Source organism: Streptomyces sp. NPDC054834 (assembly GCF_053611185.1).
The window spans coordinates 94,926-116,719 of sequence record NZ_JBSGZV010000005.1; the positions used below are offsets into that span (position 1 = coordinate 94,926).

18 protein-coding genes, 1 tRNA gene and 4 pseudogenes are annotated in these 21,794 nt (G+C 69.4%); 16 read left to right on the forward strand and 7 right to left on the reverse strand.

Going from position 1 to position 21,794, the window contains the following annotated elements; all coding sequences use genetic code 11:
- The first annotated feature begins 32 nt into the window (after window positions 1–32).
- Together ACWGJM_RS09300 and ACWGJM_RS09305 are read left to right on the forward strand one after the other, a co-directional pair.
- Window positions 33–437, forward strand: coding sequence for a CBS domain-containing protein (locus ACWGJM_RS09300; protein WP_453411040.1), 405 nt, complete (start codon window positions 33–35; stop codon window positions 435–437).
- Between the two features lie 52 nt (window positions 438–489).
- Window positions 490–798 (forward strand): SCO5918 family protein, encoded by a 309-nt coding sequence (locus ACWGJM_RS09305; RefSeq protein WP_453411041.1) that lies wholly within the window; start codon window positions 490–492, stop codon window positions 796–798.
- A 101-nt stretch (window positions 799–899) separates the two neighbouring features.
- Here the strand turns inward: ACWGJM_RS09305 and ACWGJM_RS09310 are convergent.
- Together ACWGJM_RS09310 and ACWGJM_RS09315 are read right to left on the reverse strand one after the other, a co-directional pair.
- Window positions 900–1,258 (reverse strand): annotated as a pseudogene (locus ACWGJM_RS09310) (hypothetical protein).
- Window positions 1,259–1,304: 46 nt separating this feature from the next.
- Window positions 1,305–1,697, reverse strand: a pseudogene (locus ACWGJM_RS09315) (ATP-binding protein).
- 1,233 nt (window positions 1,698–2,930) lie between these two features.
- On the opposite strand from ACWGJM_RS09315, the gene ACWGJM_RS09320 reads away from it, so the two are divergent.
- A complete protein-coding gene (locus ACWGJM_RS09320) occupies window positions 2,931–3,269 on the forward strand; it encodes a MerR family transcriptional regulator (protein ID WP_453411042.1) in 339 nt (112 codons plus the stop codon).
- A 241-nt stretch (window positions 3,270–3,510) separates the two neighbouring features.
- Window positions 3,511–3,714: a cold-shock protein gene (locus tag ACWGJM_RS09325; RefSeq protein ID WP_030052720.1), complete on the forward strand. Its 204-nt coding sequence runs from the start codon at window positions 3,511–3,513 to the stop codon at window positions 3,712–3,714.
- A gap of 217 nt (window positions 3,715–3,931) precedes the next feature.
- Here the strand turns inward: ACWGJM_RS09325 and ACWGJM_RS09330 are convergent, their stop codons facing one another.
- Complete coding sequence (locus ACWGJM_RS09330; RefSeq protein WP_453411043.1) at window positions 3,932–4,492, reverse strand: hypothetical protein; 561 nt, start codon at window positions 4,490–4,492, stop codon at window positions 3,932–3,934.
- Window positions 4,493–4,886: 394 nt separating this feature from the next.
- Between ACWGJM_RS09330 and trhA the strand changes: the two genes are divergently transcribed.
- On the forward strand, window positions 4,887–5,540 hold the full coding sequence (gene trhA, locus ACWGJM_RS09335) for a PAQR family membrane homeostasis protein TrhA (RefSeq protein WP_453411044.1): 654 nt from the start codon (window positions 4,887–4,889) through the stop codon (window positions 5,538–5,540).
- A gap of 317 nt (window positions 5,541–5,857) precedes the next feature.
- Window positions 5,858–6,090: pseudogene (locus ACWGJM_RS09340) on the forward strand (XdhC family protein); the annotation flags it as partial.
- Window positions 6,091–6,435: 345 nt separating this feature from the next.
- Here the strand turns inward: ACWGJM_RS09340 and ACWGJM_RS09345 are convergent.
- Window positions 6,436–7,674, reverse strand: a complete 1,239-nt coding sequence (locus ACWGJM_RS09345) for a PP2C family protein-serine/threonine phosphatase (protein ID WP_453411045.1) — start codon at window positions 7,672–7,674, stop codon at window positions 6,436–6,438.
- Window positions 7,675–8,296: 622 nt separating this feature from the next.
- Here ACWGJM_RS09345 and ACWGJM_RS09350 point away from each other — a divergent pair.
- The 3 genes and pseudogenes from ACWGJM_RS09350 to ACWGJM_RS09360 all read left to right on the forward strand — a co-directional run.
- Window positions 8,297–8,370: transfer RNA gene (locus tag ACWGJM_RS09350), tRNA-Met, on the forward strand.
- Window positions 8,371–8,889: 519 nt separating this feature from the next.
- Window positions 8,890–9,363: an ATP-binding protein gene (locus tag ACWGJM_RS09355; protein WP_453411046.1), complete on the forward strand. Its 474-nt coding sequence runs from the start codon at window positions 8,890–8,892 to the stop codon at window positions 9,361–9,363.
- Window positions 9,357–9,625 (forward strand): annotated as a pseudogene (locus ACWGJM_RS09360) (ATP-binding protein); the annotation flags it as partial. The gene ACWGJM_RS09355 and the pseudogene ACWGJM_RS09360, both read left to right, overlap by 7 nt.
- A gap of 180 nt (window positions 9,626–9,805) precedes the next feature.
- Here the strand turns inward: ACWGJM_RS09360 and ACWGJM_RS09365 are convergent.
- Entirely contained in the window at window positions 9,806–11,491 is a 1,686-nt protein-coding gene (locus ACWGJM_RS09365; RefSeq protein WP_453411047.1) for a ribonuclease J, read from the reverse strand.
- Window positions 11,492–11,770: 279 nt separating this feature from the next.
- Here ACWGJM_RS09365 and ACWGJM_RS09370 point away from each other — a divergent pair, with 279 nt between their 5' ends.
- The 6 genes from ACWGJM_RS09370 (at window position 11,771) to ACWGJM_RS09395 (ending at window position 17,284) form a co-directional block, all read left to right on the forward strand.
- On the forward strand, window positions 11,771–12,043 hold the full coding sequence (locus ACWGJM_RS09370; RefSeq protein ID WP_453411048.1) for a hypothetical protein: 273 nt from the start codon (window positions 11,771–11,773) through the stop codon (window positions 12,041–12,043).
- A gap of 686 nt (window positions 12,044–12,729) precedes the next feature.
- Window positions 12,730–13,827, forward strand: a complete 1,098-nt coding sequence (locus ACWGJM_RS09375; protein ID WP_453411049.1) for an IS110 family transposase — start codon at window positions 12,730–12,732, stop codon at window positions 13,825–13,827.
- 32 nt (window positions 13,828–13,859) lie between these two features.
- A complete protein-coding gene (gene pcaDC / locus ACWGJM_RS09380) occupies window positions 13,860–15,158 on the forward strand; it encodes a bifunctional 3-oxoadipate enol-lactonase/4-carboxymuconolactone decarboxylase PcaDC (protein ID WP_453411050.1) in 1,299 nt (432 codons plus the stop codon).
- Between the two features lie 147 nt (window positions 15,159–15,305).
- On the forward strand, window positions 15,306–15,941 hold the full coding sequence (locus ACWGJM_RS09385) for an MBL fold metallo-hydrolase (protein WP_453411051.1): 636 nt from the start codon (window positions 15,306–15,308) through the stop codon (window positions 15,939–15,941).
- Between the two features lie 57 nt (window positions 15,942–15,998).
- Complete coding sequence (locus ACWGJM_RS09390) at window positions 15,999–16,778, forward strand: exodeoxyribonuclease III (RefSeq protein ID WP_453411052.1); 780 nt, start codon at window positions 15,999–16,001, stop codon at window positions 16,776–16,778.
- Between the two features lie 89 nt (window positions 16,779–16,867).
- Window positions 16,868–17,284 carry a DUF6278 family protein gene (locus ACWGJM_RS09395; RefSeq protein WP_453411053.1) on the forward strand — a complete coding sequence of 139 codons (417 nt, stop codon included), beginning with the start codon at window positions 16,868–16,870 and terminating at the stop codon, window positions 17,282–17,284.
- A 136-nt stretch (window positions 17,285–17,420) separates the two neighbouring features.
- On the opposite strand, the gene ACWGJM_RS09400 is transcribed toward ACWGJM_RS09395, so the two are convergent.
- Window positions 17,421–18,989 (reverse strand): CocE/NonD family hydrolase, encoded by a 1,569-nt coding sequence (locus tag ACWGJM_RS09400; RefSeq protein WP_453411054.1) that lies wholly within the window; start codon window positions 18,987–18,989, stop codon window positions 17,421–17,423.
- Window positions 18,990–19,105: 116 nt separating this feature from the next.
- Entirely contained in the window at window positions 19,106–19,870 is a 765-nt protein-coding gene (locus ACWGJM_RS09405; protein WP_453411055.1) for a hypothetical protein, read from the reverse strand.
- 104 nt (window positions 19,871–19,974) lie between these two features.
- On the opposite strand from ACWGJM_RS09405, the gene ggt reads away from it, so the two are divergent.
- Window positions 19,975–21,774, forward strand: coding sequence for a gamma-glutamyltransferase (gene ggt / locus ACWGJM_RS09410; RefSeq protein ID WP_453411056.1), 1,800 nt, complete (start codon window positions 19,975–19,977; stop codon window positions 21,772–21,774).
- Window positions 21,775–21,794 lie beyond the last annotated feature (20 nt).

A 21,794-nucleotide genomic window follows, 5' to 3' on the forward strand; every position in this document is an offset into this window, starting at 1 on the left:
AGGAAGCCGGCCCATCTCCGCAGGAGGCACCTTTGACGCTGATTCAGACGCAGCCCCGCCCGGCGGACGCCGACCCCGCGTACAGGGCGGCGGTGGAGGTCATGGACGCGGCCGGATCTCAGGTCTGTGATGACATGAGCGTCGAGGTGGCGCTGGCCGTCATGGCCGCCGCCCGCACGGGCCGGCTGGTCGTCTGCGACCAGGACGGCCAGTGCACTGGCCTGGTCACCCGGACCGAACTTGCCGCCGTCCGTGACAGCTCCGACTACACGGACCGTGTCCGCCTGCGCGACCTCCTCGGCGACCACGGTTCGTTCGCCTCACCCGTGACCACGATGGCCGAAGCCGGGCACGCGATGCGCTCCCGTCGGCTCGGTGTCCTGCCGGTGGTCGACGAGCCAGGCAGCGCCCTGGGCATCCTCGCCCTCTCCCGCTGAAACACCTCGCCCCTGGTCGGACTGTTCTCCCCTCTTCTCTCTGTGAGGCCACATGCGCTGCGTCATCGCCCGCTTCCCCTTCGAGCTCACCAAGGGCGGAGTGCTGGAATCGATGAAGGGCATCAAGCCCGAACCGGTCACCGGAGAATCGGTGATCATCGGCCGCCGCCACTACCCCGTCAAGCAGGTGGGCCAGGTCATCACCCGCCAGGACCGCCGTGATTTCAGCGCCGCCGAAATCCTGCGGGCCATGACTCAGCTCGGCTTCACCTGCCGCGCCGTTCCCAAGACAGCGTCCCCGGGCATTCTCAGCCCGATGCAGCACGCCTCCGCGATGCTCGGCACCCCCGTCACGGTCTGACCGGGTAAACAGACACGAGCCGTCGCCTGACCAGCAGTGTGGGCCCGACCGGTACGCCGGTCGGGCCCACACTGCGTGCAGCGGGTTCCCGTCGCCGTCGCTCAGTGGCCGGAACAGCTGAAGTCGCCCACGGTCCAGGCGCTGACGTCCTCGATCGCAACCCGGTACCTCCACCCGTCTCCGGACCTCCAGGGTGCCCTGCAGGATCCGGGCGACATGGAAGTGCAGACGCGTGGGCGGCCCGTCCTTGCTTCGCTGGGGAGTCGAAGAAGGCGGCGACTCGTCCAAGCGGGCGGATCCGTCAGCACATCCGACACCCTCTGCCTTCACGTGGCTGCGAGAGAGCCAATCGACCGGTGATGACAGCGCCACTGGTGACCACGGTCAGGGACTCCGATCGCTCTGGTCGCACTCCACCCGGGGTGCCGACGCCAGCGAGCAACTCGTCAGGCTGCGACATGAGGCGGACCATATTCGCCGGCCATCCGGCTGCCTGAGCGGTGACGCTACCGGGCAAGGAAGGCGCTCACGGTTTTGCCGCCGGAGGCCCGGCGGGTTTCCGCCGTGGCGCGCGCGAGGCGGGTGACTGTGGGCCAGCCGAGGCCCCCGGTGCCGCCGTTCAGGTCAGGGGTGCGCATGCGCGGCACATGCCGGCTGGGATCGTGAACGGCGACCTCGATGGTGTCGGGGTGCGCAGTCAGTTCCAGTGTGCAGCGGCCCCCGCCGTGGCGCAGGGCATTGGTGACGAGCTCGGACACGGCCAAGACCGCAGTGTCCGCCGCGTCAGGGGCCACGGTCGGCTGCTGCAAACCTTAGAGGAAGGCCCGTGCCGTATCGCGTGCGTCGGCAATGGCTGTGGTGGAACGGACGGCTGCGGCGCTGGCCATCACCGTGATCATCAGGGTCACCACGGTCTCTGAATAGTCCATGCCCCTGCCCGTGCCTACCCAGCCCCTGTGCCCTCCACCTGCCAACCCCGCGGAGCCACAGTGCTTGCCTGAAGGGTACGGAGGACCACAGTCGACGCGTGACAGGCACCTGCTGCCGTGAGCCCGTGTCTCCGCAGCCCGCGGTCGGCTCGAGTCAGAGGCCGTGCCGGTTTGCCACGAGCTGCTCGATCATCCCGGGACCGTCGAGGGCGGCGCAGGGACTCCTGCCGCGCTCGTCAACGGCCGACCTGCGGGGCGTCACGGCTGGAAACGCCCGTCCCGGCCAGTGGAGTTCTCCACGAGACGCAGTGTTGGCCGGTGCCCGCCGACGGTAGCCGCGGCGCAGTCGGCGACGTCCCGCTCAGCCCGACGTGCTGCGCGGCGGGGGATCCCTGCGCGCCGGACTGAGCCCCGAAGCTGCTTGAACCGTACGTGGACCGGTCGAGGCGGACTGCTCGAGACGGATTACCTCATCGTCGAGTGCACGGAAATCTATGCCAGCCGAAGTAGACATTCGTCGGCAGTGTGGTTATGGTTTCTCTCGTAGGCGAGATCAAGAGAGGCCCGGCAGAGATGAACTGCCGGGCAGCAGTACCGCAGTTGCAGTTCGCAGGACGGTGCGGTGGTGGAGTTCTGAAGCCAGAGCGGTTGCAGGACGGCGACGGGACTGACGACCGGACCGGGTGGCCCGCAGTGATCAGGGGCCGCCATGAGCAGCACCGCAGTGGCAGTACCAGTAAGTGAAGGTTCGCAGTACTCAGCAGTGAAGTCAGTGAGCAGTACCTCGGTGAAGGCGTCGGCTGCGGACGCGCGCACCGGGAAGTTCGGCAGTGGGGTTCCAAGCCAGAGCAGACGCAGGACGGGCGACGGGGCTGGCTGCCGAAGAGTGGCGCTGTTCGAGGCCACCAGCAGTTCACAGTTTCCGAAAGTGAGTAGTTGATCAAGAGGGAAGAACGGAGGAGCCGAGCGCCATCAGGATCGCCCGGGCGGAATTCTTGGCCCCGGGTACCGCAGGACATCGATAGTGAGGTGGTCTCCGGTCAAGCAACCGCGATCCCCGCGCCCCCGACAGCGTCTCGGTCGGGTTTGCGGAAACAGAAGGCCGGTGCAGTATCAGGGCCGGCAGATGGTGTAGTAGTTCCTTCGGGGCCCTGGTGCCAGTACGGCGCCAGGGCCCCTCCACGCGTTCCACAGAGAGGTGCAATGACAGCAGACGACACGTTCGGCCGTCTCAATGACGACGACTACCCCGCCTACACCATGGGCCGGGCCGCCGAACTGCTCGGCACCACACAGGGCTTCCTCCGGGCCATCGGCGAACACCGCCTCATCACCCCACTGCGCTCCGCAGGCGGACATCGCCGCTACTCCCGCTACCAGTTGCGCATCGCCGCCCGCGCCCGGGAACTCGTCGACCACGGGACCCCCATCGAGGCCGCCTGCCGGATCGTCATCCTTGAAGACCAGCTCGAGGAAGCCCAGCGCATCAACGCCGAATACCGCCGTGCCGCCGAATCAGCGAACCCGACGGCAGCAGCATGAGATGAGCGTGCCCGTCAGCGTCGGCGGGCACCGCACGCACGATCTCGTGTGTGGCGTGATCATTCCTGTGGTGACCCGGTGTGTGGGCGTGTAGCGTCTGCGTCAGCTGTCGTGGTTCGGAATTCCCCCTGCCCGCGCCTCTGGTGTGGGCGTTTTGCTGTGCTGTGCCGCAGGAACCAGGACGATCACCTCCGTCTGCCACAGGGAGTGGGAGACGTTCATCGACTGGAAGGCATAAGACATGGCAACGGGAACTGTGAAGTGGTTCAACGCGGAGAAGGGCTTCGGCTTCATCGCCCAGGACGGCGGCGGCCCGGATGTCTTCGCGCACTACTCCGCGATCAACTCCACCGGCTTTCGTGAGCTCCAGGAGGGCCAGGCCGTGACGTTCGACGTCACCCAGGGCCAGAAGGGTCCGCAGGCCGAGAACATCAACCTGGCCTGACCTCGCAGACCTGCCCGAGAGGTCGCGCACGCCGCGTCAGGTGGCCGCCGCCCGTGCAGGCCCTGCCTGCTGTCGCGCCGGGCCGGTGCAGGATCAGGGGGCCCGGGGCCGCTGCCACTTCGGCTTGAACCTTCCTGACCTCAGTCGCTGCAAGCGTCGTCGGGCACGGGAGCCGCGTGTCTGGCGCGGCTACCGTGCAGCTCGGAGGAGCCGACGTTCAGACGCTCGTCCAGGCATCGAGGAAGGCTTTCCGTCCAGCCGGATCGTCCGACCTGCGGTCTGCGTGCAGGACGCGCCAGGCGGTGAGCTCGAGATCTCGAAGCCACAGTTCTCCGATGACCTGTGTCTTGAGGTCGGGCAGATGGTCGGACTCGACGAGGGCCTGACCGATCACCTCCCCCGCCGCGGAACGCTGGGGCGGGGTCATCTCATCGACGGCCGAGAGGATCTGCCGGGCCAGGCCGGTTCCCTCTCCTGCCAGCGAACGCAGCACCGAATCCTTGATGTTGACGGGCAGCAGGTACGCGGTGCCCGAAGACCTCCACAGGTCCGACCAGAAGCGCTCTCCTGCCGCGGTGGGGGCAGGCAGCGCGGCCAGCAGCCCGAGGAGATGGCCGGTGGCCGCATAGCCATCGGAGTGGGCGGCTGCGACCACTGCGACACCGGCGACGCCCTCCACATCGAGCTGGCCCGCCTCGAGATGCGGAGCCAGGTCCAGTTGGTGTCCCAACTGGTCTGCGAGCGCGGTGGATACGTAGGGGCGGACCTCAGGAAGCATCGGCGATCCTTGCGCGTAGGCGAGCGGAGATGCCCGTTCGTAAGCCCTGATCGTTCCCAGGACCAGCCGATCTACTCGGCTTCGGCAGGCCCAATTGGCGGTAGGTCAACGGGGCAGGAGTTCCCACCGTGGCGAACCGGCTCAGGCCCGGCGACGTGGCTCTGTTCTGGACCGACCTCCCGCCAGGTGTCCGGGTGAGGTTTCCTAGCATGACCGCATGGTTGCCAGTGACGCCCAGGAGCCCGGGAGAGGACGAGAAGCTGTGTCCCGCGACGCCGCTGAAGTCGAATGTGGTCACGTCGTGTCAGCGCGGGGAAAGCGCCGTGCAGACGGGCTACCCGACGAACCACCAGGCGACCAGACGGGGAAGGGGGCTCACTCCGTTACTGCTCTGGTGGAGCGGGTGGCCGACCTGGCCGAACCGATCAAGCCGAAATTGCGTGGCTGGCTCCATGCCGGAATGGTCCCCGCCGCACTGATCGCGGGCGTCGTACTCATCTGCCTGGCCGGTACTCAGCAGGCGGTCCTGGCCTGCGCCGTGTACTCGATCACCGCCTGGCTGCTGTTCGCGACGAGTGCCGTCTACCACCGCGGCACCTGGGGACCGCTCGGCGAGGCTCTTCTGCGACGCCTGGACCACGCCAACATCTTCCTGATCATCGCCGGCACCTGCACCCCCCTGGCCGTGCTCCTCCTCCCGCCGGACCAGCGGACCGTGCTGCTGTGGATCGTCTGGACGGGAGCGCTGGCCGGCATCGCGTTCCGGGTCCTGTGGGTCGGAGCTCCGCGCTGGCTGTACACCCCGTGTTACCTGGCCCTGGGCTGGGCGCCGGTGAGCTACCTTCCCGACTTCCTGCACACCGGCGGAGCAGCCGTAGTCGTCCTGATCCTTGTCGGCGGTCTCCTGTACAGCGCGGGCGCGGTCGTCTACGCCCTGCAGCGGCCCGACCCCTCACCCCGCTGGTTCGGCTATCACGAGGTCTTCCATGCCCTGACCGTGGCAGCGTTCACCGCGCACTACGCCGCCATCTCCCTCGCCACCTACTGACCGCGCCAGGTTCGGGCTCGCGCCGCTCGCCACACACGTTGCCGCGTGCTGCTCCGCGACGGGAGGGGCCGTCCCCTGGGCATCCCCCCTGCTTGAAATCCGTCCGCCCTCCCGTCTGCAAGTCGGCTGTTCTCCGGAGTGCGGCGCACCGTGGGGCAGGGTAGGGACAGGGGAGCGAGAGAAAGACGAGACATCGGTCAGCTGACCTGCGCTGGAAGGCGCCCCGTGTTCGAGGCGGAAGACATGAGGGAATGGCGGGGCCGCGACGTGCTCGACCATGAGCGGCAACACACACGTTCAAGGAATCCGAGCACGCCGTGATCGATGCCGGAGGGGACCCCGACAGCCGTCCGGAGAAGCTCTCAGTCCTTGTCCACGTACGCGCCGCTCGGCCCCGCGTGCCGATCTTGGCGCCGTCTCCTTCAGCCAGGCCGCATGCTTCCTCGGCTACCGCGTCACCGTCTGCGACGCCCGACCCGTCTTCGCCACCGCCGCCCGCTTCCCGTACGCCGATGAAGTCGTCGTCGAATGGCTCCACCGCTACCTCGCCGCCAACCGATGTCGACATTCCTTGGACCGTTCCTCCGCCCGCTTCACGTACGGGCGCCCGGCCCCCAGGGTGGGTTCCGCAGCACCCTCTTCCTGCGCGGGAAGGTGACCGGCGACGGGATCACCACTCTGACGTCAATCCTGCTGAGCAAGACGCCGGCGATGCGGCGGCCTTCCTCCCGGACACCAGCGAGTCCCCCTGGGCGGAACCGACGCACGGACGCCGCAGTGGGCATGGCGTCGTCCTCCGGCGCTGCATGGAGAGCCGGCCATGTGCATGACCGTGGGTGTGCGGTCTCGACGGGGAGCTTCCGGGGGTGCTCGCTCGTCCGACGAGCCGGCTTGTTCACAGGCGGATGACGACCAGCGCGATGTCGTCGCGACCGCCGGTGCTGACGCCGAGGCGGGTCAGCAGCGCGTCGGCCAGGTCGTCAGGCAGGAGAGCGGCGTGCTGGGCGAGGGCGTCGGTCAGGCGGGTCAGGCCGGCGTCGATGTCCTCGGTGCGGCGTTCGATGAGTCCGTCGGTGTAGAGCACGAGGGTGTCGCCGCGTGTGTAGGGGAGGATGGCCTGGGGGCGGGGGAGGTGTTCTGGGCGGGCGCCCAACGGCGGGTCGGTGGCCTGGTCAAGAAGCTCGGAGCTGCCGTCGGGATGGAGCAGGACCGGTGGCGGGTGGCCGGCGTTGCTGTAGACGATGGCGTGGCTGCGGGGATCGACGAGTACCTTGACCGCGGTGGCGGCCAGGGCGTCTTCGAAGGACCGGGCGTACAGGCCGAGGACTTCGAGGGCCTGAGCGGGGTTGGGAACAGCGCGGATGGCGGCACTCAGGGCGCTGCGGAGCATGCCCATCACGGCGGCGGCCTGTAGTCCGTGGCCGACGACATCCCCGACAGCGACGGCGAAGCGGCCATTCGACAGGTCGACCACGTCGTACCAGTCGCCGCACACGTTGAGTGACGTGACGGCGGGGAGGTAGCGCACGGCGATGTTCTCGTGCCGCTCGAGATCGGGAGCGCGCAGCATGGCCTCTTGCAGAGTGACGGCGACTTCCCGTTCGAGGCTGTGCGACTGGCGTAGTTCCTCGTTCCAGCGCGTCAGCTCTTGCGCCCGCGCATACACCTCTGCCGCTACGCTCTCCTCTGCCCCGCCCAGATGCGTGCCGCGCCAGCGGACAGCGGAGCCGGCGAAGGCTGTGACGTCCTCGGCCCGCTGAAGGATCCACTGGACCTGGCCGTCCGGCCCCAGGACGGGGGTGTGGACGGGGGACCACCACCGCTCCTCGAACTCCCCAGGGCGTCCGTGGGCGGGGATGTCGTACCGCTGCAGCACCAGCATGTCCGGCTGCCCCGACGCCAGCACTTTCCGCAGCGATTCCTCTACGCTGCGCATCCCGTCGTCGGTGGAATCCTCGGGTTTGGGTGGAAAGGCGTCGAACAGATATCGCCCGACCAGGTCGCCTTCCGGCCATCCGGTGACCCGCAGGAACGCTCCATTGACACAGCGGATCACCAGGTCCGTGTCCAGCAGCAAGTAGGGACTCGGGCTGGCGGCGAACACCGCCGCAAAATCGATCTCTGTTGCGCTCACACGTCCCACCCGCCGGTCCTCACGAACACGTCCCCGGCACCGTTCAATCTACGCAGTGCACGCCCGCCACGCCCGCCGACCGATGGCGGCGACAGCCGTCCGTAGGGGACAAGCGGCGTTCGTGACCGGGGATGCCAGTCCACCACGAACCGGCCGGGGAGTCAGCGCGACAGTGTCCGACAGACGCAGGAGTCCACCCGGTCCTTCACAGATCCGGGTACCACCTGGTGCGGCGCCTGTCGCGGCCCTTACGCCTCCTCGGAGGATACCCAAGGGATGCCGGTCCGCATGTGGACGAGGATCCCCTTGATGACCTGCCGGTGCTCCATTTACCGGCCGCCTCGACCGGCACGGTGAGCCTGCTCGCCGTTGACCACGGGGGCTTTTCACGGAAGGGCGCATGGACGTCACACCTGCCCGGCCTGGACCAGCACCGACGACCACCTCGTGGAGACTTCTCCAGGTGTGCCCGTACTCCAACGGCACCCGAACTCAGAATTCAGATCTAGACCGGGTGAGCAGTGGCCATGTCGGTCGATCATGAGCAATCGGGCCCGCTCCGAGCGCAGGCGAAAGTCGATTGGGCCGATTCCGATCGGTGCCGTACAGTTCACCGTACCGACGCGGGGTGGAGCAGCTCGGTAGCTCGCTGGGCTCATAACCCAGAGGTCGCAGGTTCAAATCCTGTCCCCGCTACTCGAACGTGAAGGCCCGGCATGCACCGGGCCTTCACTGCGTGTGTGCCGGTTCGGCCCTGGCTCTCGGCGAACAGGGCACCGCGGTAGCAGAAGGCGTCAACGCGCTGGGCTGCACCGACGCCGTACGCCGCCTCAGCCACCGTGCTCACGGAATCGCGGATCTGACACAAGGCGGCAATCCGTCGCATCGACGGATCAGACCACGCTAACCATGGACAGACTGGTGAGGCAGAAGGAACAGCCGACGGCCTCGATGTGGTGCCAGACGGTCACGAGCACGGTGATGCCCACAAGGAGTGCGCCTCGTGTCGGCGGGCATATCGCTCACAGGGGTGCGGGAACGGCCAGGACGTTGGTGTCGTCGTCCATCCCTGTGCCGAAGGCGTCGAGGGGGCGGCAGCGCACTCACCCAGCACGCGCCGGCACCGTCGAACTCCCGGCGGATGACTTTCGCGGGATCTGCCGGTCACCCGGCAGACACAGATGGTTCACCGGGCAGGCATGGGTAACCCGACAGATGGCTCCCACCGGCTGCGCAGAGCACCGGTTGGCGGCGGCCCCGAGCCACCCGGGCTGGAGGAACCTCGTGAACGGCGAATCGACCATCCCATCCTGCGAGACGCGCTTCCCCGCAGTCACGGCGAGCATCACGGCCGCCCGGCACTGGGTCCGCGACTGCGTGGACGGTTTCGGCGGCCCGCTGCGCCAGCACTGGATGATCCAGACCGCCGAACTGCTCGTCTCGGAACTGATCACCAACGCCATCCGCCACGGCTCCGGCCCGCCCCTGATCCAGCTCATCTGGAACGGGCGGTGGCTGCACATAGCCGTCAGCGATTCCAGCGACCGCTGGCCTCGCAAACGCGCCACCGCGAACACCGAGCCCGGCGGCTTTGGCATCCAACTCCTAGACCGACTCGCCCGACGCTGGGGCGTCACCCCCGGTCACCCCGGCAAAACGGTCTGGGCCGAACTCGGCCTCGACTCCTGAGCGCGGTGGCGGAGCTGACCACCAACAGCGTCGTCCACGGCGCCGGCTCGGACACGCTGCGGATCGGGGCCGAGAGCGACCGGATCGTCTGCGAGGTCCACGACAGCGGACAACTGAACGATCCCCTGGCCGGTCGCCGCCCGTCCCATCCCACGCAGCCCGGCGGCCGGGGACACTCCTACTCGTCCACCCACTTGCGGACCTCGTCCCTGTCCACACCGGCCCCGACGGGACTACCATTCGCCGCTACCTCCCCGGATGACCACGACAACGCTGCGGGCCCCGCCCACTCACTCATGCGTTCCGCCTCCGGCGAGGTGTTTTCGATGACTCCTCATGTGGAGTGCGGTGCCACCCCGACCTGCTGGGGGTGGCTGCCGACCCTGTGCCCGGCCTCGGTGCCGGCGGCGCCGCGGCCGGAACGGGGATCGTGCTGCCGGCCTCAGGCGTCGATGATGACGGGGATGATGAGGGGGTTGCGGCGGTGGGTGCGGAACGCCCAGTTCGCCACGGCGCGGGCGAGGAGCTGTTCGAGTTGGTGCGCGTCCCCGACGCCTTCCTCGGCCGCGGTGGCCAGGGTCTTCTCGATGACGGGGATGACCGGCTCGAAGGTGGTGTCGTCGTGGACGAAGCCGCGGGCCAGGAAGTCGGGCGCCTCGGCGAGGGCGCCGGTGTCTGCGTCGACGATCGCCACCACCGTGACCACGCCTTCGGCGGCGAGGGTGAGGCGGTCCTTGAGGGAGGCTTCGGTGGCGCCGCCGACTTCCATGCCGTCCACGTAGACGTTGCCGGCGGGCACCTTGCCGGTGATGGACGCGCGCCCGTCGACGAGGTCGACGACGACGCCGTCCTCGGCGATGACGACCCGGTCGGGGTCGACACCGGTACGGATGGCGAGGTCGCCGTTGGCCCGCAGGTGGCGCCATTCGCCGTGCACGGGCATGACGTTGCGGGGTTTGACGATGTTGTAGCAGTACACGAGTTCGCCGGCGCTGGCATGCCCGGAGACGTGCACCTTGGCGTTGCCCTTGTGGACCACGTGAGCGCCCCACCGGGTGAGTCCGTTGATCACCCGGTAGATGGCGTTCTCGTTGCCCGGGATGAGGGAGCTGGCGAGCAGGACGGTGTCGCCCTTGCCGATGCGGATCATGTGGTCACGGTTGGCCATCCGTGACAGCGCGGCCATCGGTTCGCCCTGGGAGCCGGTGCACACCAGAGTGATCTTGTGGTCCGGGAGCTTCTCCAGCTCCTTCGTGCTCACGACCAGACCTGAGGGGACCTTCAGATAGCCCAGGTCACGGGCGATGCCCATGTTGCGGACCATCGACCGGCCGACGAAGGCGACCTTGCGGCCGTGCTGGTGGGCGGCGTCCAGGATCTGCTGGATGCGGTGCACATGGCTGGCGAAGCTGGAGACGATGACCCGGCGCGGCGCGGTGCGCATCACCTGCTCGATCGCCGGGTTCAGCTCACGCTCGGAGGTGGTGAAGCCGGGTACTTCGGCGTTGGTGGAGTCGGTGAGGAACAGGTCCACGCCCTCCTCGCCGAGGCGGGCGAAGGCGCGCAGATCGGTGATGCGGTCGTCGAGAGGGAACTGGTCCATCTTGAAGTCGCCGGTGTGCAGCACCATCCCGGCCCGGGTGCGGATCGCGACCGCGAGGCTGTCGGGGATGGAGTGGTTGACCGCCACGAACTCGCAGTCGAAGGGCCCGAAGCCGCGCCGGTCGCCCTCCCGCACCCGCACCGTGCGCGGCCGGATGCCGTGTTCCTTGAGCTTGGCCTCCAGGAACGCCAGCGTCAGCTTGGAGCCGACGACGGGAATGTCGGACCGCTCGCGCAGCAGGTACGGCACGCCGCCGATGTGGTCCTCGTGGCCGTGGGTGAGGACCACGGCCACGATGTCGTCCAGCCGGTCCCGGATCGAGGTGAAGTCCGGCAGGATCACGTCCACGCCAGGCTGGGTCTCCTCGGGGAACAGCACGCCGCAGTCGACGATGAGCAGTTTGCCGGCGTGCTCGAAGACGGTCATGTTGCGGCCGATCTCACCCAGGCCGCCCAGGGCGATGACCCGCAGCCCTCCTTCAGGCAGGGGCGGGGCGGCTTTCAGCTCGGGGTGCGGATGACTCATACCCTGACGGTACCCGGAGAGCGGGACAGGATGATCCACTGCCTGCGGGACCTGAGCGCTCGATACGAACCGCCGCCGACGACGTACTGCCGCTCGCCGACCGCTGGCCGGTGATGGTCCGCTGCTGATGCCGAGGGGTCTGTCTCGACAGGGGCGTGCCCGACCAGGCGCCGTCACTGTTCTGACCGTCCGTGCGGTTGGTGCCAACTACGCGATGAGCCATCGGGTCGGAAGCCAGCTCCATCGGGGCGGCCCTGGCCCGCTGCATGCTGGCCCAGGATGTGGAACGACGTGAACCGGCCCTGCCCGACCGAACCGAACCGTCGCCGGCGCGGCAAGTCGGATCCGCGCGATGCCCAGAACACGGCCCGGGCGGTGCTGAGAGGGGGGCGCGTGCCCGGGCCAAGTCCGTGCGATGCGCCGTTGCAGTTCGCCCGCATGTACAAGCTCGCCAAGGGTTGGGCGGTCAAGGCCGGTACCCAGGCGATCAACCAGCTCAAAGCTGTCCTCGTCAGTGCCGACGCGAACCGTGGGAAGGACTGGCCGGGCTGAACCATGCGCAGCATTTCGTTCCTGCGCACGGCTCACCGAGGACAGCAAGAAGGACCAAGACAGTGAAGAGGCGGTGTTGCAGGACACCCGTATCACCTCGCGCCGGTTGGCCAGGCGGAGCAAACAACTCGCCGAGCTCATGAAGGACTTGAAGGCCGACTGGCCCGACTCGGGGAACGTCACGCCCGCAGCTGCTCGACGGGGGATGGCCCGAGACGCCTCGGCAGTGAGGAGTCCTTCGCCGGGCTGTGCGAGGCCAGCCCCATGGAGGGTGTCTCGGGCCGTTCGTGCCATGGTCGACGAACGACAGCTCTAAGGCGGCCGGCAAGGCTGTCCGTCAATGCCGGTCGTGAGTAGACGAAGGTCAACACAGGCAGCCCGTCCGAGCCATGTTGAGCACCGATTCGGGCGAAGCTTTTCGGCTGTGGTCGGGTCATGCCGTTGTACCGGGATCGATGGGGCGGTTGCGCAGTGCCGTCCCGGGCGGAGGTCTGACTCGTGAGATCTATGACCGAAGTGTCCAGTCACGGACCTGCCGACTGCCGTTGCGGGATGCTGCCTGCCACCGAGCCACAGGGCGTGTCCCAATAGGGGCCTTGCCGAGTTCAGGCGCCATCACGGTTCAGACCGCCCGAGCGGGCCGGTGCCATCCACCCAGCACGTCACCACGCGGGAGGCGAACCACCATGACGACCAGAGAGCGCAATACCTCTTCCAGCACGGATCCGCCCAATCGGAGTGAGGTCGTCCTGGGCGTGGACACACACGGCGAGGTTCACGTCGCCGCCGTGGTCTCCACGCTGGGGAAGGTCCTTGGCACCGAGTCCTTTCCGGCGACGGCCGTTGGCTACCGTCGGCTGCTCGTGTGGGCCCGCAAGCGGGGGACGGTGCGCCGGGCCGGTGTGGAGGGCAACGGTACCTTCGGCGCGGGCCTGTCCCGCTACCTGCTGACCCAGCAGATCCAGGTGTTCGAAGTGAACCGGCCCGACCGCACGGCCCGCCGGCTGCTCGGCAAGTCGGACCCGCTCGATGCGCAGGCCGCAGCGCGAGCCGTGCTCAGCGGTCGCACCCGGGCCCAGGCCAAATCCGGCGACGGACCCGTGCACAGCGCCCGGATCTACAAACTCGCCAAGGACTCCGCGGTCAAGGCCCGCACCCAGGCGATCAACCAGCTCAAGGCCGTCCTAGTGATCGCCGACCCCGCCTTGCGGGAACGGTTGTCGAGCTTGGGCAATGCCGAGCTGTTCCGCACCTGCGCGACCCTCAGCCCACCCGATGGTGAGGGAGACGAGGACGCGGTGGCCCATGCCACCCATATGACATTACGCATGCTCGCCGAACGCATCGAACAGCTCAGCGGACAGATCAACGAGCTGAACCAACGCCTGACCCGGCTCGTCGAACGCCACGCGCCGCAACTCCTCGTACCGGTGGGCATCGGCCCGGACAGTGCCGCCACTCTCCTGATCACCATGGGGGACAATCTCGAGCGACTGAACACCGAGGCGTCCTTTGCTGCCCTTTGCGGAGTCAGCCCCATCGAGTACTCCTCTGGCCGTCGGAGCACGCGTCGGCTCAACTACGGCGGCGACCGTCAGGCGAACGCGGCCCTGCACCGCATCGTGTTCACCCGCCTGCGCCACGACCCGCGCACCCAGGCGTACTACGAACGCCGCACCCAGGAGGGCAAGACCCGCCGTGAGATCATCCGATGCCTCAAGCGGTATGCCGCCCGCGAGGTCTTCAACCTGGTCAGACCGGTTTCCCTCGCCCCCGCGTTATAGGGGCGTCCGTGAGACGTGAGAGGGTCTGGGGCGTGAGTGAGACACCCCCGAACACCCTGCAATACCGCTTTGACGGGCCAGAAGACGCTCCGGTCCTGATCTTGGGTCCCTCACTGGGCACGACATGGCACATGTGGGACCGGCAGATCCCCGAACTGGCCCGGCAGTGGCGGATCTTCCGGTTCGACCTGCCCGGGCACGGCGGCGCCCCCGCGTACCCGGCCGGGTCCGTCTCCGAGCTGGCCGCACGGCTGCTGGCCACGCTGGAGGGGCTCGGCGTGCACCGCTTCGGCTACGCGGGCTGCGCGCTCGGCGGCGCGGTCGGCATCGAGCTGGCGCTGCGCCACCCGGAGCGGCTGGCCTCGCTCGCGCTGGTCGCCGCCTCGCCGCGGTTCGGCACGGCCGACGAGTTCCGGCAACGCGGAGTGATCGTACGGACCAACGGGCTCGACCCGATCGCCCGTACCTCGCCCGACCGCTGGTTCACCGGCGGATTCGCCGCCGCCCAGCCCGCGATCACCGAGTGGGCCGTGCAGATGGTCCGCACCACCGACCCGGGCTGCTACATCGCCGCCTGCGAGGCCCTCGCAGCGTTCGACGTGCGGCCCGAGCTGGGCCGCGTCGGCGTGCCGACCCTCGTGCTGGTCGGCTCCGACGACCAGGTCACCGGCCCGGCCGAAGCCCGCACCCTCGTCGCCGGCATCCCCGACGCCCGCCTCGCGGTCGTCCCCGGCGCCTCCCACCTGGTACCCGTCGAGCAGCCCGCGGACGTCACCGACCTGCTGGTCAGACACTTCTCCACCGCCTGGCAGCCCGCCCACGAGCCCGCCACCGGCCAGACGGCCCTCCCGGCGGTCGCTCCCCAGCCGGTCCTGGTCGTGCCGCCGCAGGCCCGGCCCATCGCCGAGATCGCCCCGGCCGTCGTCGTACCGCAGCAGCTCCCCGGGCGGCCCGACCCCCACGACGCCGGACTGAAGGTCCGCCGGGAGGTCCTCGGCGACGCGCACGTGGACCGCGCGCTCGCCCAGGCCGACGACTTCTCCGGGGACTTCCAGGAGTTCATCACCCGCTACGCCTGGGGCGAGATCTGGGACCGCCCCGGCCTCGACCGCCGCACCCGCAGCTGCGTCACGCTCACCGCGCTGGTCGCCGGCGGCCACCTGGAGGAACTCGCCGTCCACACCCGGGCGGCCCTGCGCAACGGACTGACCCCCGGCGAGATCAAGGAGGTGCTGCTCCAGGCGGCCGTCTACTGCGGCGTACCGGCGGCGAACAGCGCCTTCCGGGTGGCCCAGCAGGTCATCCGCGAGGAGACCACGCCCGAGGGCTAGGGCCGGGGCACCAGGGCCTGTCCGGCGGATCATGCCGGGGCTCGGCACACTCACCGGCGCCGAGGAGGCACCGCCCCTTTCCTGCGGCCTGAACCGCCGGACAGGCCCTGTCGGCCCGGACGGCGCCCGGGAGGCAGGATGGAAGCCATGAAGCTCACGAAGATGTCCCATGCCTGCGTCCGCCTCGAGAAGGACGGGCGGACGCTTGTCATCGATCCCGGCGGCTTCAGCGAGCAGGACGCCGCCGCAGGCGCGGACGCCGTCCTGATCACCCACGAGCACCCGGACCACTTCGACGAGGGCCGGCTGCGGACCGCTCTGGAGGCCGACCCCGCGGCCGAGATCTGGACCCTGAAGTCGGTCGCCGACCAGCTCGCCGCGGCCTTCCCCGGCCGGGTGCACACCGTCGGCCACGGCGACACCTTCACCGCCGCGGGCTTCGACGTGCAGGTCCACGGCGAACTGCACGCGGTCATCCACCCGGACATCCCGCGCATCACCAACGTCGGCTACCTCGTCGACGGCGGCAAGGTCTTCCACCCGGGCGACGCCCTCACCGTTCCCGGCCTGCCGGTCGAGACCCTGATGCTCCCGGTCATGGCCCCCTGGAACAAGATCTCCGAGGTCATCGACTACGTCCGCGAGGTACGCCCGCAGCGCGCCTACGACATCCACGACGCCCTGCTCACCGACCTCGCCCGCCCGGTCTACGACCGCCAGATCGGCGCCCTGGGCGGCGCCGAGCACCTGCGGCTCGCACCCGGGTCGTCCGCCCAGGTCTGAGTGCTCCGGGAGGCCGGGCGGGCCGCGTTGTCGGACCCGCCGGGTAGGTTGTGGGACATGCGCATCGCGACCTGGAACGTGAACTCGATCACCGCCCGCCTCCCGAGGCTGCTGGCCTGGCTGGAGAGCAGCGGCACCGACGTGCTCTGCCTCCAGGAGGCCAAGATCTCCGAGGAGCAGTTCCCGTTCGACCAGCTGCGCGAGCTGGGCTACGAGGCGGCGGTCCACGCCACCGGCCGGTGGAACGGCGTGGCGGTGCTCTCCCGCGTCGGCCTCGAGGACGTCGTCAAGGGCCTGCCCGGCGACCCCGGCTACGACGGCGCGGTGGAGCCCCGGGCCGTCGCCGCGACCTGCGGCCCGGTCCGCGTCTGGTCGGTGTACGTGCCCAACGGCCGCGAGGTGGACCACCCGCACTACGCCTACAAGCTCCAGTGGTTCGAGGCACTCAAGGCCGCCGTCGCCGGCGACGCGGGCGGCAGCCGCCCGTTCGCGGTGCTCGGCGACTACAACGTGGCGCCGACTGACGACGACGTCTTCGACGTGGCCGCCTTCGAGGGCAGCACCCACGTCACCCCCGCCGAGCGCGCCGCCCTGGCCTCCCTGCGCGAGGCGGGCCTGTCCGACGTCGTCCCGCGCCCGCTGAAGTACGACCACCCCTTCACGTACTGGGACTACCGCCAGCTCTGCTTCCCCAAGAACCGCGGCATGCGCATCGACCTGGTGTACGGCAACGCACCGTTCGCGACGGCGGTCAAGGACGCCTACGTGGACCGCGAGGAGCGCAAGGGCAAGGGTGCCTCCGATCACGCGCCCGTCGTGGTCGACCTGGACGTGTAGCACGTGCGGCACGTGTAGGACGTGTAGAGGACACGACACCAGCGGCCTGGCTGTGGTGCGCACGGCGGTGCGAATGCCACGCTGGGTGTATGAACATCCCTTTCCTGGGCCACCGGCACCCCAAGACCGGGGAGGCGATGCTCCCCACCGACCCCGAGGGTGTCGCCGACCTCCTCTCCGAGTGCGAGCTGCTGCGCTCCCAGGCGGGGGAGGCGGGGGTCCGGCTCGACGACTCCCCGGCCTCGTTGGAGGCGCTCGACCAGGTGCTGCCGCGCTGGCGCGACGACGAGGAGATCCTGCCCTGGCTGGGCAACGACGCCGGTTTCTATCTGGGCACGGTGATTGTGCGCACCGTGACCGGAGCGGTGTGGGACGTCCGGCCCGCCGGGCCGGTCGTACGGCTGGCGTCCGGCCGTGAGTTCGACGTCGTCGCGTCCGGCCACGAGTGGGCCGCGAGCGGGGTGCCGGAGCTCTCGCAACTCTACGCCGAGGTCGCCGAGTCCTAGGCACGGCCCGCCCGTTGAGCCCCAGGTCACCGGGCGGCGACCCCGGTCGGCTGCCCGGCCGGTGGTCGTCGCATAGGATGTGCCCTTCGTGGGGTGGCGGTTCACCGAGCCAGACCCGGCCGGCGGCAGCCGGCGATCACTGCTCGCGCAGCGGTACGGACACGTATGACGGGTCGTCCGCCGGTGAGGAGAAGGTCAGCTGCGCGCCGGACGGGTTGTGCTCGATGTAGAGCGGGTCGACCGTGTCCACGACCAGGGCGAGACGGTGCCCGGCCGGGACGTCGTAGGCGGTGGAGAACAGATCCAGGTCCACGTCGAACGACTGGCCGGGCGTCCGTCCGTGCCAGGTGTACGGGGCGTGGGTGACCAGCTTGCCGAAGCCGAGGGGCCCCACGTCGTACAGGTAGGCGACGAGGGTGCCGCTCTCCTTGGTCGGGGTCAGCGTGGTGTGCAAGCTCGCGGTGCCGCGCACCTGTTGCGTGGACGTGTACTTCTCGGACTGCCACACCGCCGCCCAGCGGCGGGGGAGCAGCGGGACCGACGCGACGGGCGGCAGCTGGGCCACCTGGTCGAGGATGCTGGAGAGGAAGATGACCCCGCCGTCCGCGCCCGAGTCGACGTTCGCGTGGATGGTGGTGGAGCCCTCGAGGGCGATCTTCCGGCGGGTCGCGGTGACCGACTTCCAGTCGGGGTAGCCCTCGTAACCGCCCGTGGTACGGGACTTGAGCCGGACCGGCTGCTCGCGGTCGATGCCGTTGTCCGCGCCCTTGAGGTAGCGGTCGAACCAGCGCCCGGTGTCGCTCCACACGTCGTTGGGCAGTCCGAACAGGCCGGTCAGCTCGGGGGTCGCGTGGTCGCCGGGCCGGAGCTCCAGCCGCTTGGGGCCCGTGAGCCGCTCGTAGAAGTCGGCGTACTCGTTGGCGGGGAAGATGGTGTCGCCCCAGGCGTTGGCCATCATGACCGCCGGGTGGTTCTTGTTCAGCTGGTCGAGGTAGGTCGCGGCGGAACGTTTCTTTCCCCAGGCTATGAGATCCGGCTCCTTGGCCAGGTTCGAGGCGTAGAAGTCGTCGAAGACCTGGCGGAGTTCGGGACTCTCCCGGCCGGTGACGGTGGCCGTGCCGTCCAGCAGGGCGGCTGCCTGGACGTGTTGGGTCCGGCCGGAGTAGATGGAGCCGGTCAGGTCCGACCAGCCGCTCAGCGCGGCGACGGCCTTGATCCGCTTGTCGTGGGCGGCGGCCAGCAGACTGATGCCCGCGCCGTAGGAGACCCCCGCCATCCCCACGTGCTCCGGGTCCGCCGGGGTGTTGGCGAGCGCCCAGTCGATCACCTTGGAGGCGTCGGCCGTGTCAGGTGGCCCCGCCACTTCTATCTCGCCGCCGGACTGCCAGAATCCGCGCACGTTGTAGGTGAGCACGACATAGCCGGAGTCGGCGAGCTTGTGGGCCTGGGCGAGATACTCGACCTGGGGCAGGCTCCAGCTCGTGGGCAGCACGATCAGCGGGTAGCGGCGGGTGCCGTCGGCCCCCGCGGGCGTGACGACGTTCCCCTTGAGCACCGTGCCGCCGTCGCCGGTGATGTCGACGAAACGGACGCTGTCCTGTGCCGCCTGGGCGGTCGGGGCGAGACCGAGAACGCCACCGGCGATCAGTGTCGCGGAGACGGCGCCCACGGCGGTCGTACGCAGGGCCTGGCGATGGGTTCCCACGGGCCACTCCTCACTCGTGTCAGTGCAAAGTGACCAGACGGTAACCGAGGCGCCTTACTCTAGGTAACCCGTCGGTAAGTTACGTGCGAGTAAAGATTGTTGTCGTGCGAACGAATTCAGGAGGCGCGGTGCGAGGAGGGTGTGGGGGAGGCCTCCGGAGCCGGCAGCGGCGCCTGTGCCGCCCGCGTCACGTCCGCGACCAGTTCCACCACGTCGGGGCCGTAGGCCTGCGAGTTGACGACCTTCAGCAGCAGCACGAAGGAGTTGTTGCCGTGCTTGCGGGCCAGCCGTTCGTGGTTGCGGGCGAGGTACCGGGTCGCCGCCTGGTTGGTGATCGCCCGCTGCCCGCAGAACAGGAACACCGGCCGTGCCTCCCGCCGCTCGCCCGCGGTGAGCCGGGCCAGCAGGACGTACTCCGTCACGCCCGGCTCCATACGGTGGCGCTCACCGCCGATCTGGAAGGCGCCGCGGTCCGGGCCCGGTTCCGGGTCCACGTTGACGCGTATGCCGGGCAGCATCGCCGACATGTGGGCCAGCATCCGCCGGTTCGAGCCGGGACCGCCCACGCAGAACTCGGTGCGCTCGCCGAAGCCCTGCCGGACGGTGTCCTGGGTCGCCACCTGGAGGTTCGCCCCGCAGTCCTTGATCAGCGCGGCGAGTTCCAGGAGGGCGAACACGTCGAAGCGGTGGACGGCCGGCTCGGACGTGGCGGGGTCGCGGTTGACGACGAGCAGCGTCTCCGAGTTCTCCGGCAGGCCGAAGAAGGCCTGCTTGCGGCGGAGCTTCCGCTTCCACAGATACGTGCGGGCGATCCAGCCCAGCCCGGCGCTGATGCCGGCCGCCACCACGCCCAGTACGATGTTGCGCACGTCGTCGTTCATGGCCGCGCATGGTAGCGGGTCCGGCGTACCGGTGTTCGACGCGTTCCTGACGTGATCATGCCGATGCACTAAGCTGCCCGAACGGTCTCTGGCTGGAGGTGCGGATGCGTCGCCCCGTCGCACGGAAACTGTCGGTCCTGGCGGTCTCGGCCGCCATGGTGTCGGTGGGGGCGGCAGCGCCACCCTCCGCGGCCGGCGCCGTCCCCGGGAAGGTCCCGGTCGCCGTCGGGTACGGCGGTGCCGTCGCCAGCGTCGACGCCGACGCCTCGGCCGCCGGCATCGAGGTGCTGAAGAAGGGCGGCAACGCGGTGGACGCCGCCGTCGCCACAGCCGCCGCGCTCGGCGTCACCGAGCCCTACTCCTCCGGCATCGGCGGAGGCGGCTACTTCGTCTACTACGACGCCAAGTCCCGTACGGTGCATACGATCGACGGCCGGGAGACCGCGCCGCTGACCGCCGGCTCCGACCTCTTCACGGAGAACGGCAAGCCCCTCGCCTTCGCCGACGCCGTCAGCAGCGGCCTGAGCGTCGGCACGCCCGGCACGCCCGCCACCTGGCAGACGGCGCTGGACAAGTGGGGCAGCAGAAAACTCGGCACGGTCCTGGGGCCCGCCGAGCGGATCGCCCGCGACGGTTTCACCGTCGACGACACCTTCCGCTCCCAGACGGCGGCCAACGAGACCCGCTTCCGCTACTTCCCGGACACCGCCAAGCTGTTCCTGCCGAACGGGAAGCTCCCGGCCGTCGGCTCCACCTTCAAGAACCCCGACCTCGCCCGCACCTACGAGGAACTGGCGAGGAAGGGCGTCGGCGCGGTCTACCACGGCGACCTCGGCGAGGACGTCCTCTCCACCGTCAACCACCCGCCGGTCGACAGCAGTTCCGGCTGGAACGCCCGCCCCGGCAAGCTGTCCGCCAAGGACCTCGCGGCCTACGGTGCCAAGCTCCACGCGCCCACGAAGACCTCGTACCGCGGACTGAAGGTGTACTCCATCGCCCCCTCCTCCTCGGGCGGCACCACGGTCGGCGAGGCCCTCAACATCCTGGAGAACACCGACCTCTCCAAGGCCGGTGACGTCCAGTACCTGCACCACTTCATCGAGGCGAGCCGTATCGCGTTCGCCGACCGCGGGCGCTGGGTCGGCGACCCCGCCTTCGAGGACGTACCGACAAGGCAACTGCTCTCGCAGAAGTACGCCGACTCGCGCGCCTGCCTGATCCAGGACGACTCGGTCCTCACCAGCCCGCTCGCCCCCGGCGACCCGCGCCACCCCGCGGCCTGCGCCGCCGGCGGCACCGCAGCCCCGACGACGTACGAGGGCGAGAACACCACCCACCTCACCGTCGCCGACAAGTGGGGCAACGTCGTCTCCTACACGCTCACCATCGAACAGACCGGCGGCAGCGCCATCACCGTGCCCGGCCGCGGATTCCTGCTCAACAACGAGCTGACCGACTTCTCCTTCACCCCGGCCAACCCGGCCGTGCACGACCCGAACCTGCCGGGGCCCGGCAAGCGGCCGCGGTCGTCGATCTCGCCGACCATCGTGCTCGACCGGCACGACAAGCCGGTGGTGGCGCTGGGATCGCCCGGCGGCGCCACCATCATCACCACCGTGCTCCAGACCCTGACCGAGTTCCTCGACCGGCACATGCCCCTGGTCGACGCCATCGCCGCACCCCGCGCCAGCCAGCGCAACGCGGCCAAGACCGAACTCGAACCCGCCCTCTACAACGGCGAGTTGCGCGGCAAGCTGGAGGCCATCGGGCACTCCTTCTCGCTCAACCCCGAGATCGGCGCGGCGACCGGCGTGCAGCGGCTGGGCAACGGTGAATGGCTGGCCGCCGCCGAGAAGGTACGGCGCGGCGGCGGCTCGGCGATGGTGGTGGACCCGGCGCGCTGAGCGCCGGGCCGGGCCCACCG

Bases quoted from the DNA above. Each gene is read 5' to 3' on its own strand.
- ggt (WP_453411056.1), top strand. From the start codon at position 19,975: ATGCGTCGCCCCGTCGCACGGAAACTGTCGGTCCTGGCGGTCTCGGCC.
- ACWGJM_RS09370 (WP_453411048.1), top strand. From the start codon at position 11,771: ATGTGGAACGACGTGAACCGGCCCTGCCCGACCGAACCGAACCGTCGC.
- ACWGJM_RS09390 (WP_453411052.1), top strand. From the start codon at position 15,999: ATGCGCATCGCGACCTGGAACGTGAACTCGATCACCGCCCGCCTCCCG.
- ACWGJM_RS09320 (WP_453411042.1), top strand. From the start codon at position 2,931: ATGACAGCAGACGACACGTTCGGCCGTCTCAATGACGACGACTACCCC.
- ACWGJM_RS09365 (WP_453411047.1), bottom strand. From the start codon at position 11,491: ATGAGTCATCCGCACCCCGAGCTGAAAGCCGCCCCGCCCCTGCCTGAA.
- ACWGJM_RS09375 (WP_453411049.1), top strand. From the start codon at position 12,730: ATGACGACCAGAGAGCGCAATACCTCTTCCAGCACGGATCCGCCCAAT.
- ACWGJM_RS09330 (WP_453411043.1), bottom strand. From the start codon at position 4,492: ATGCTTCCTGAGGTCCGCCCCTACGTATCCACCGCGCTCGCAGACCAG.
- ACWGJM_RS09385 (WP_453411051.1), top strand. From the start codon at position 15,306: ATGAAGCTCACGAAGATGTCCCATGCCTGCGTCCGCCTCGAGAAGGAC.
- ACWGJM_RS09325 (WP_030052720.1), top strand. From the start codon at position 3,511: ATGGCAACGGGAACTGTGAAGTGGTTCAACGCGGAGAAGGGCTTCGGC.
- ACWGJM_RS09405 (WP_453411055.1), bottom strand. From the start codon at position 19,870: ATGAACGACGACGTGCGCAACATCGTACTGGGCGTGGTGGCGGCCGGC.
- ACWGJM_RS09355 (WP_453411046.1), top strand. From the start codon at position 8,890: ATGGCTCCCACCGGCTGCGCAGAGCACCGGTTGGCGGCGGCCCCGAGC.
- ACWGJM_RS09305 (WP_453411041.1), top strand. From the start codon at position 490: ATGCGCTGCGTCATCGCCCGCTTCCCCTTCGAGCTCACCAAGGGCGGA.
- ACWGJM_RS09395 (WP_453411053.1), top strand. From the start codon at position 16,868: ATGAACATCCCTTTCCTGGGCCACCGGCACCCCAAGACCGGGGAGGCG.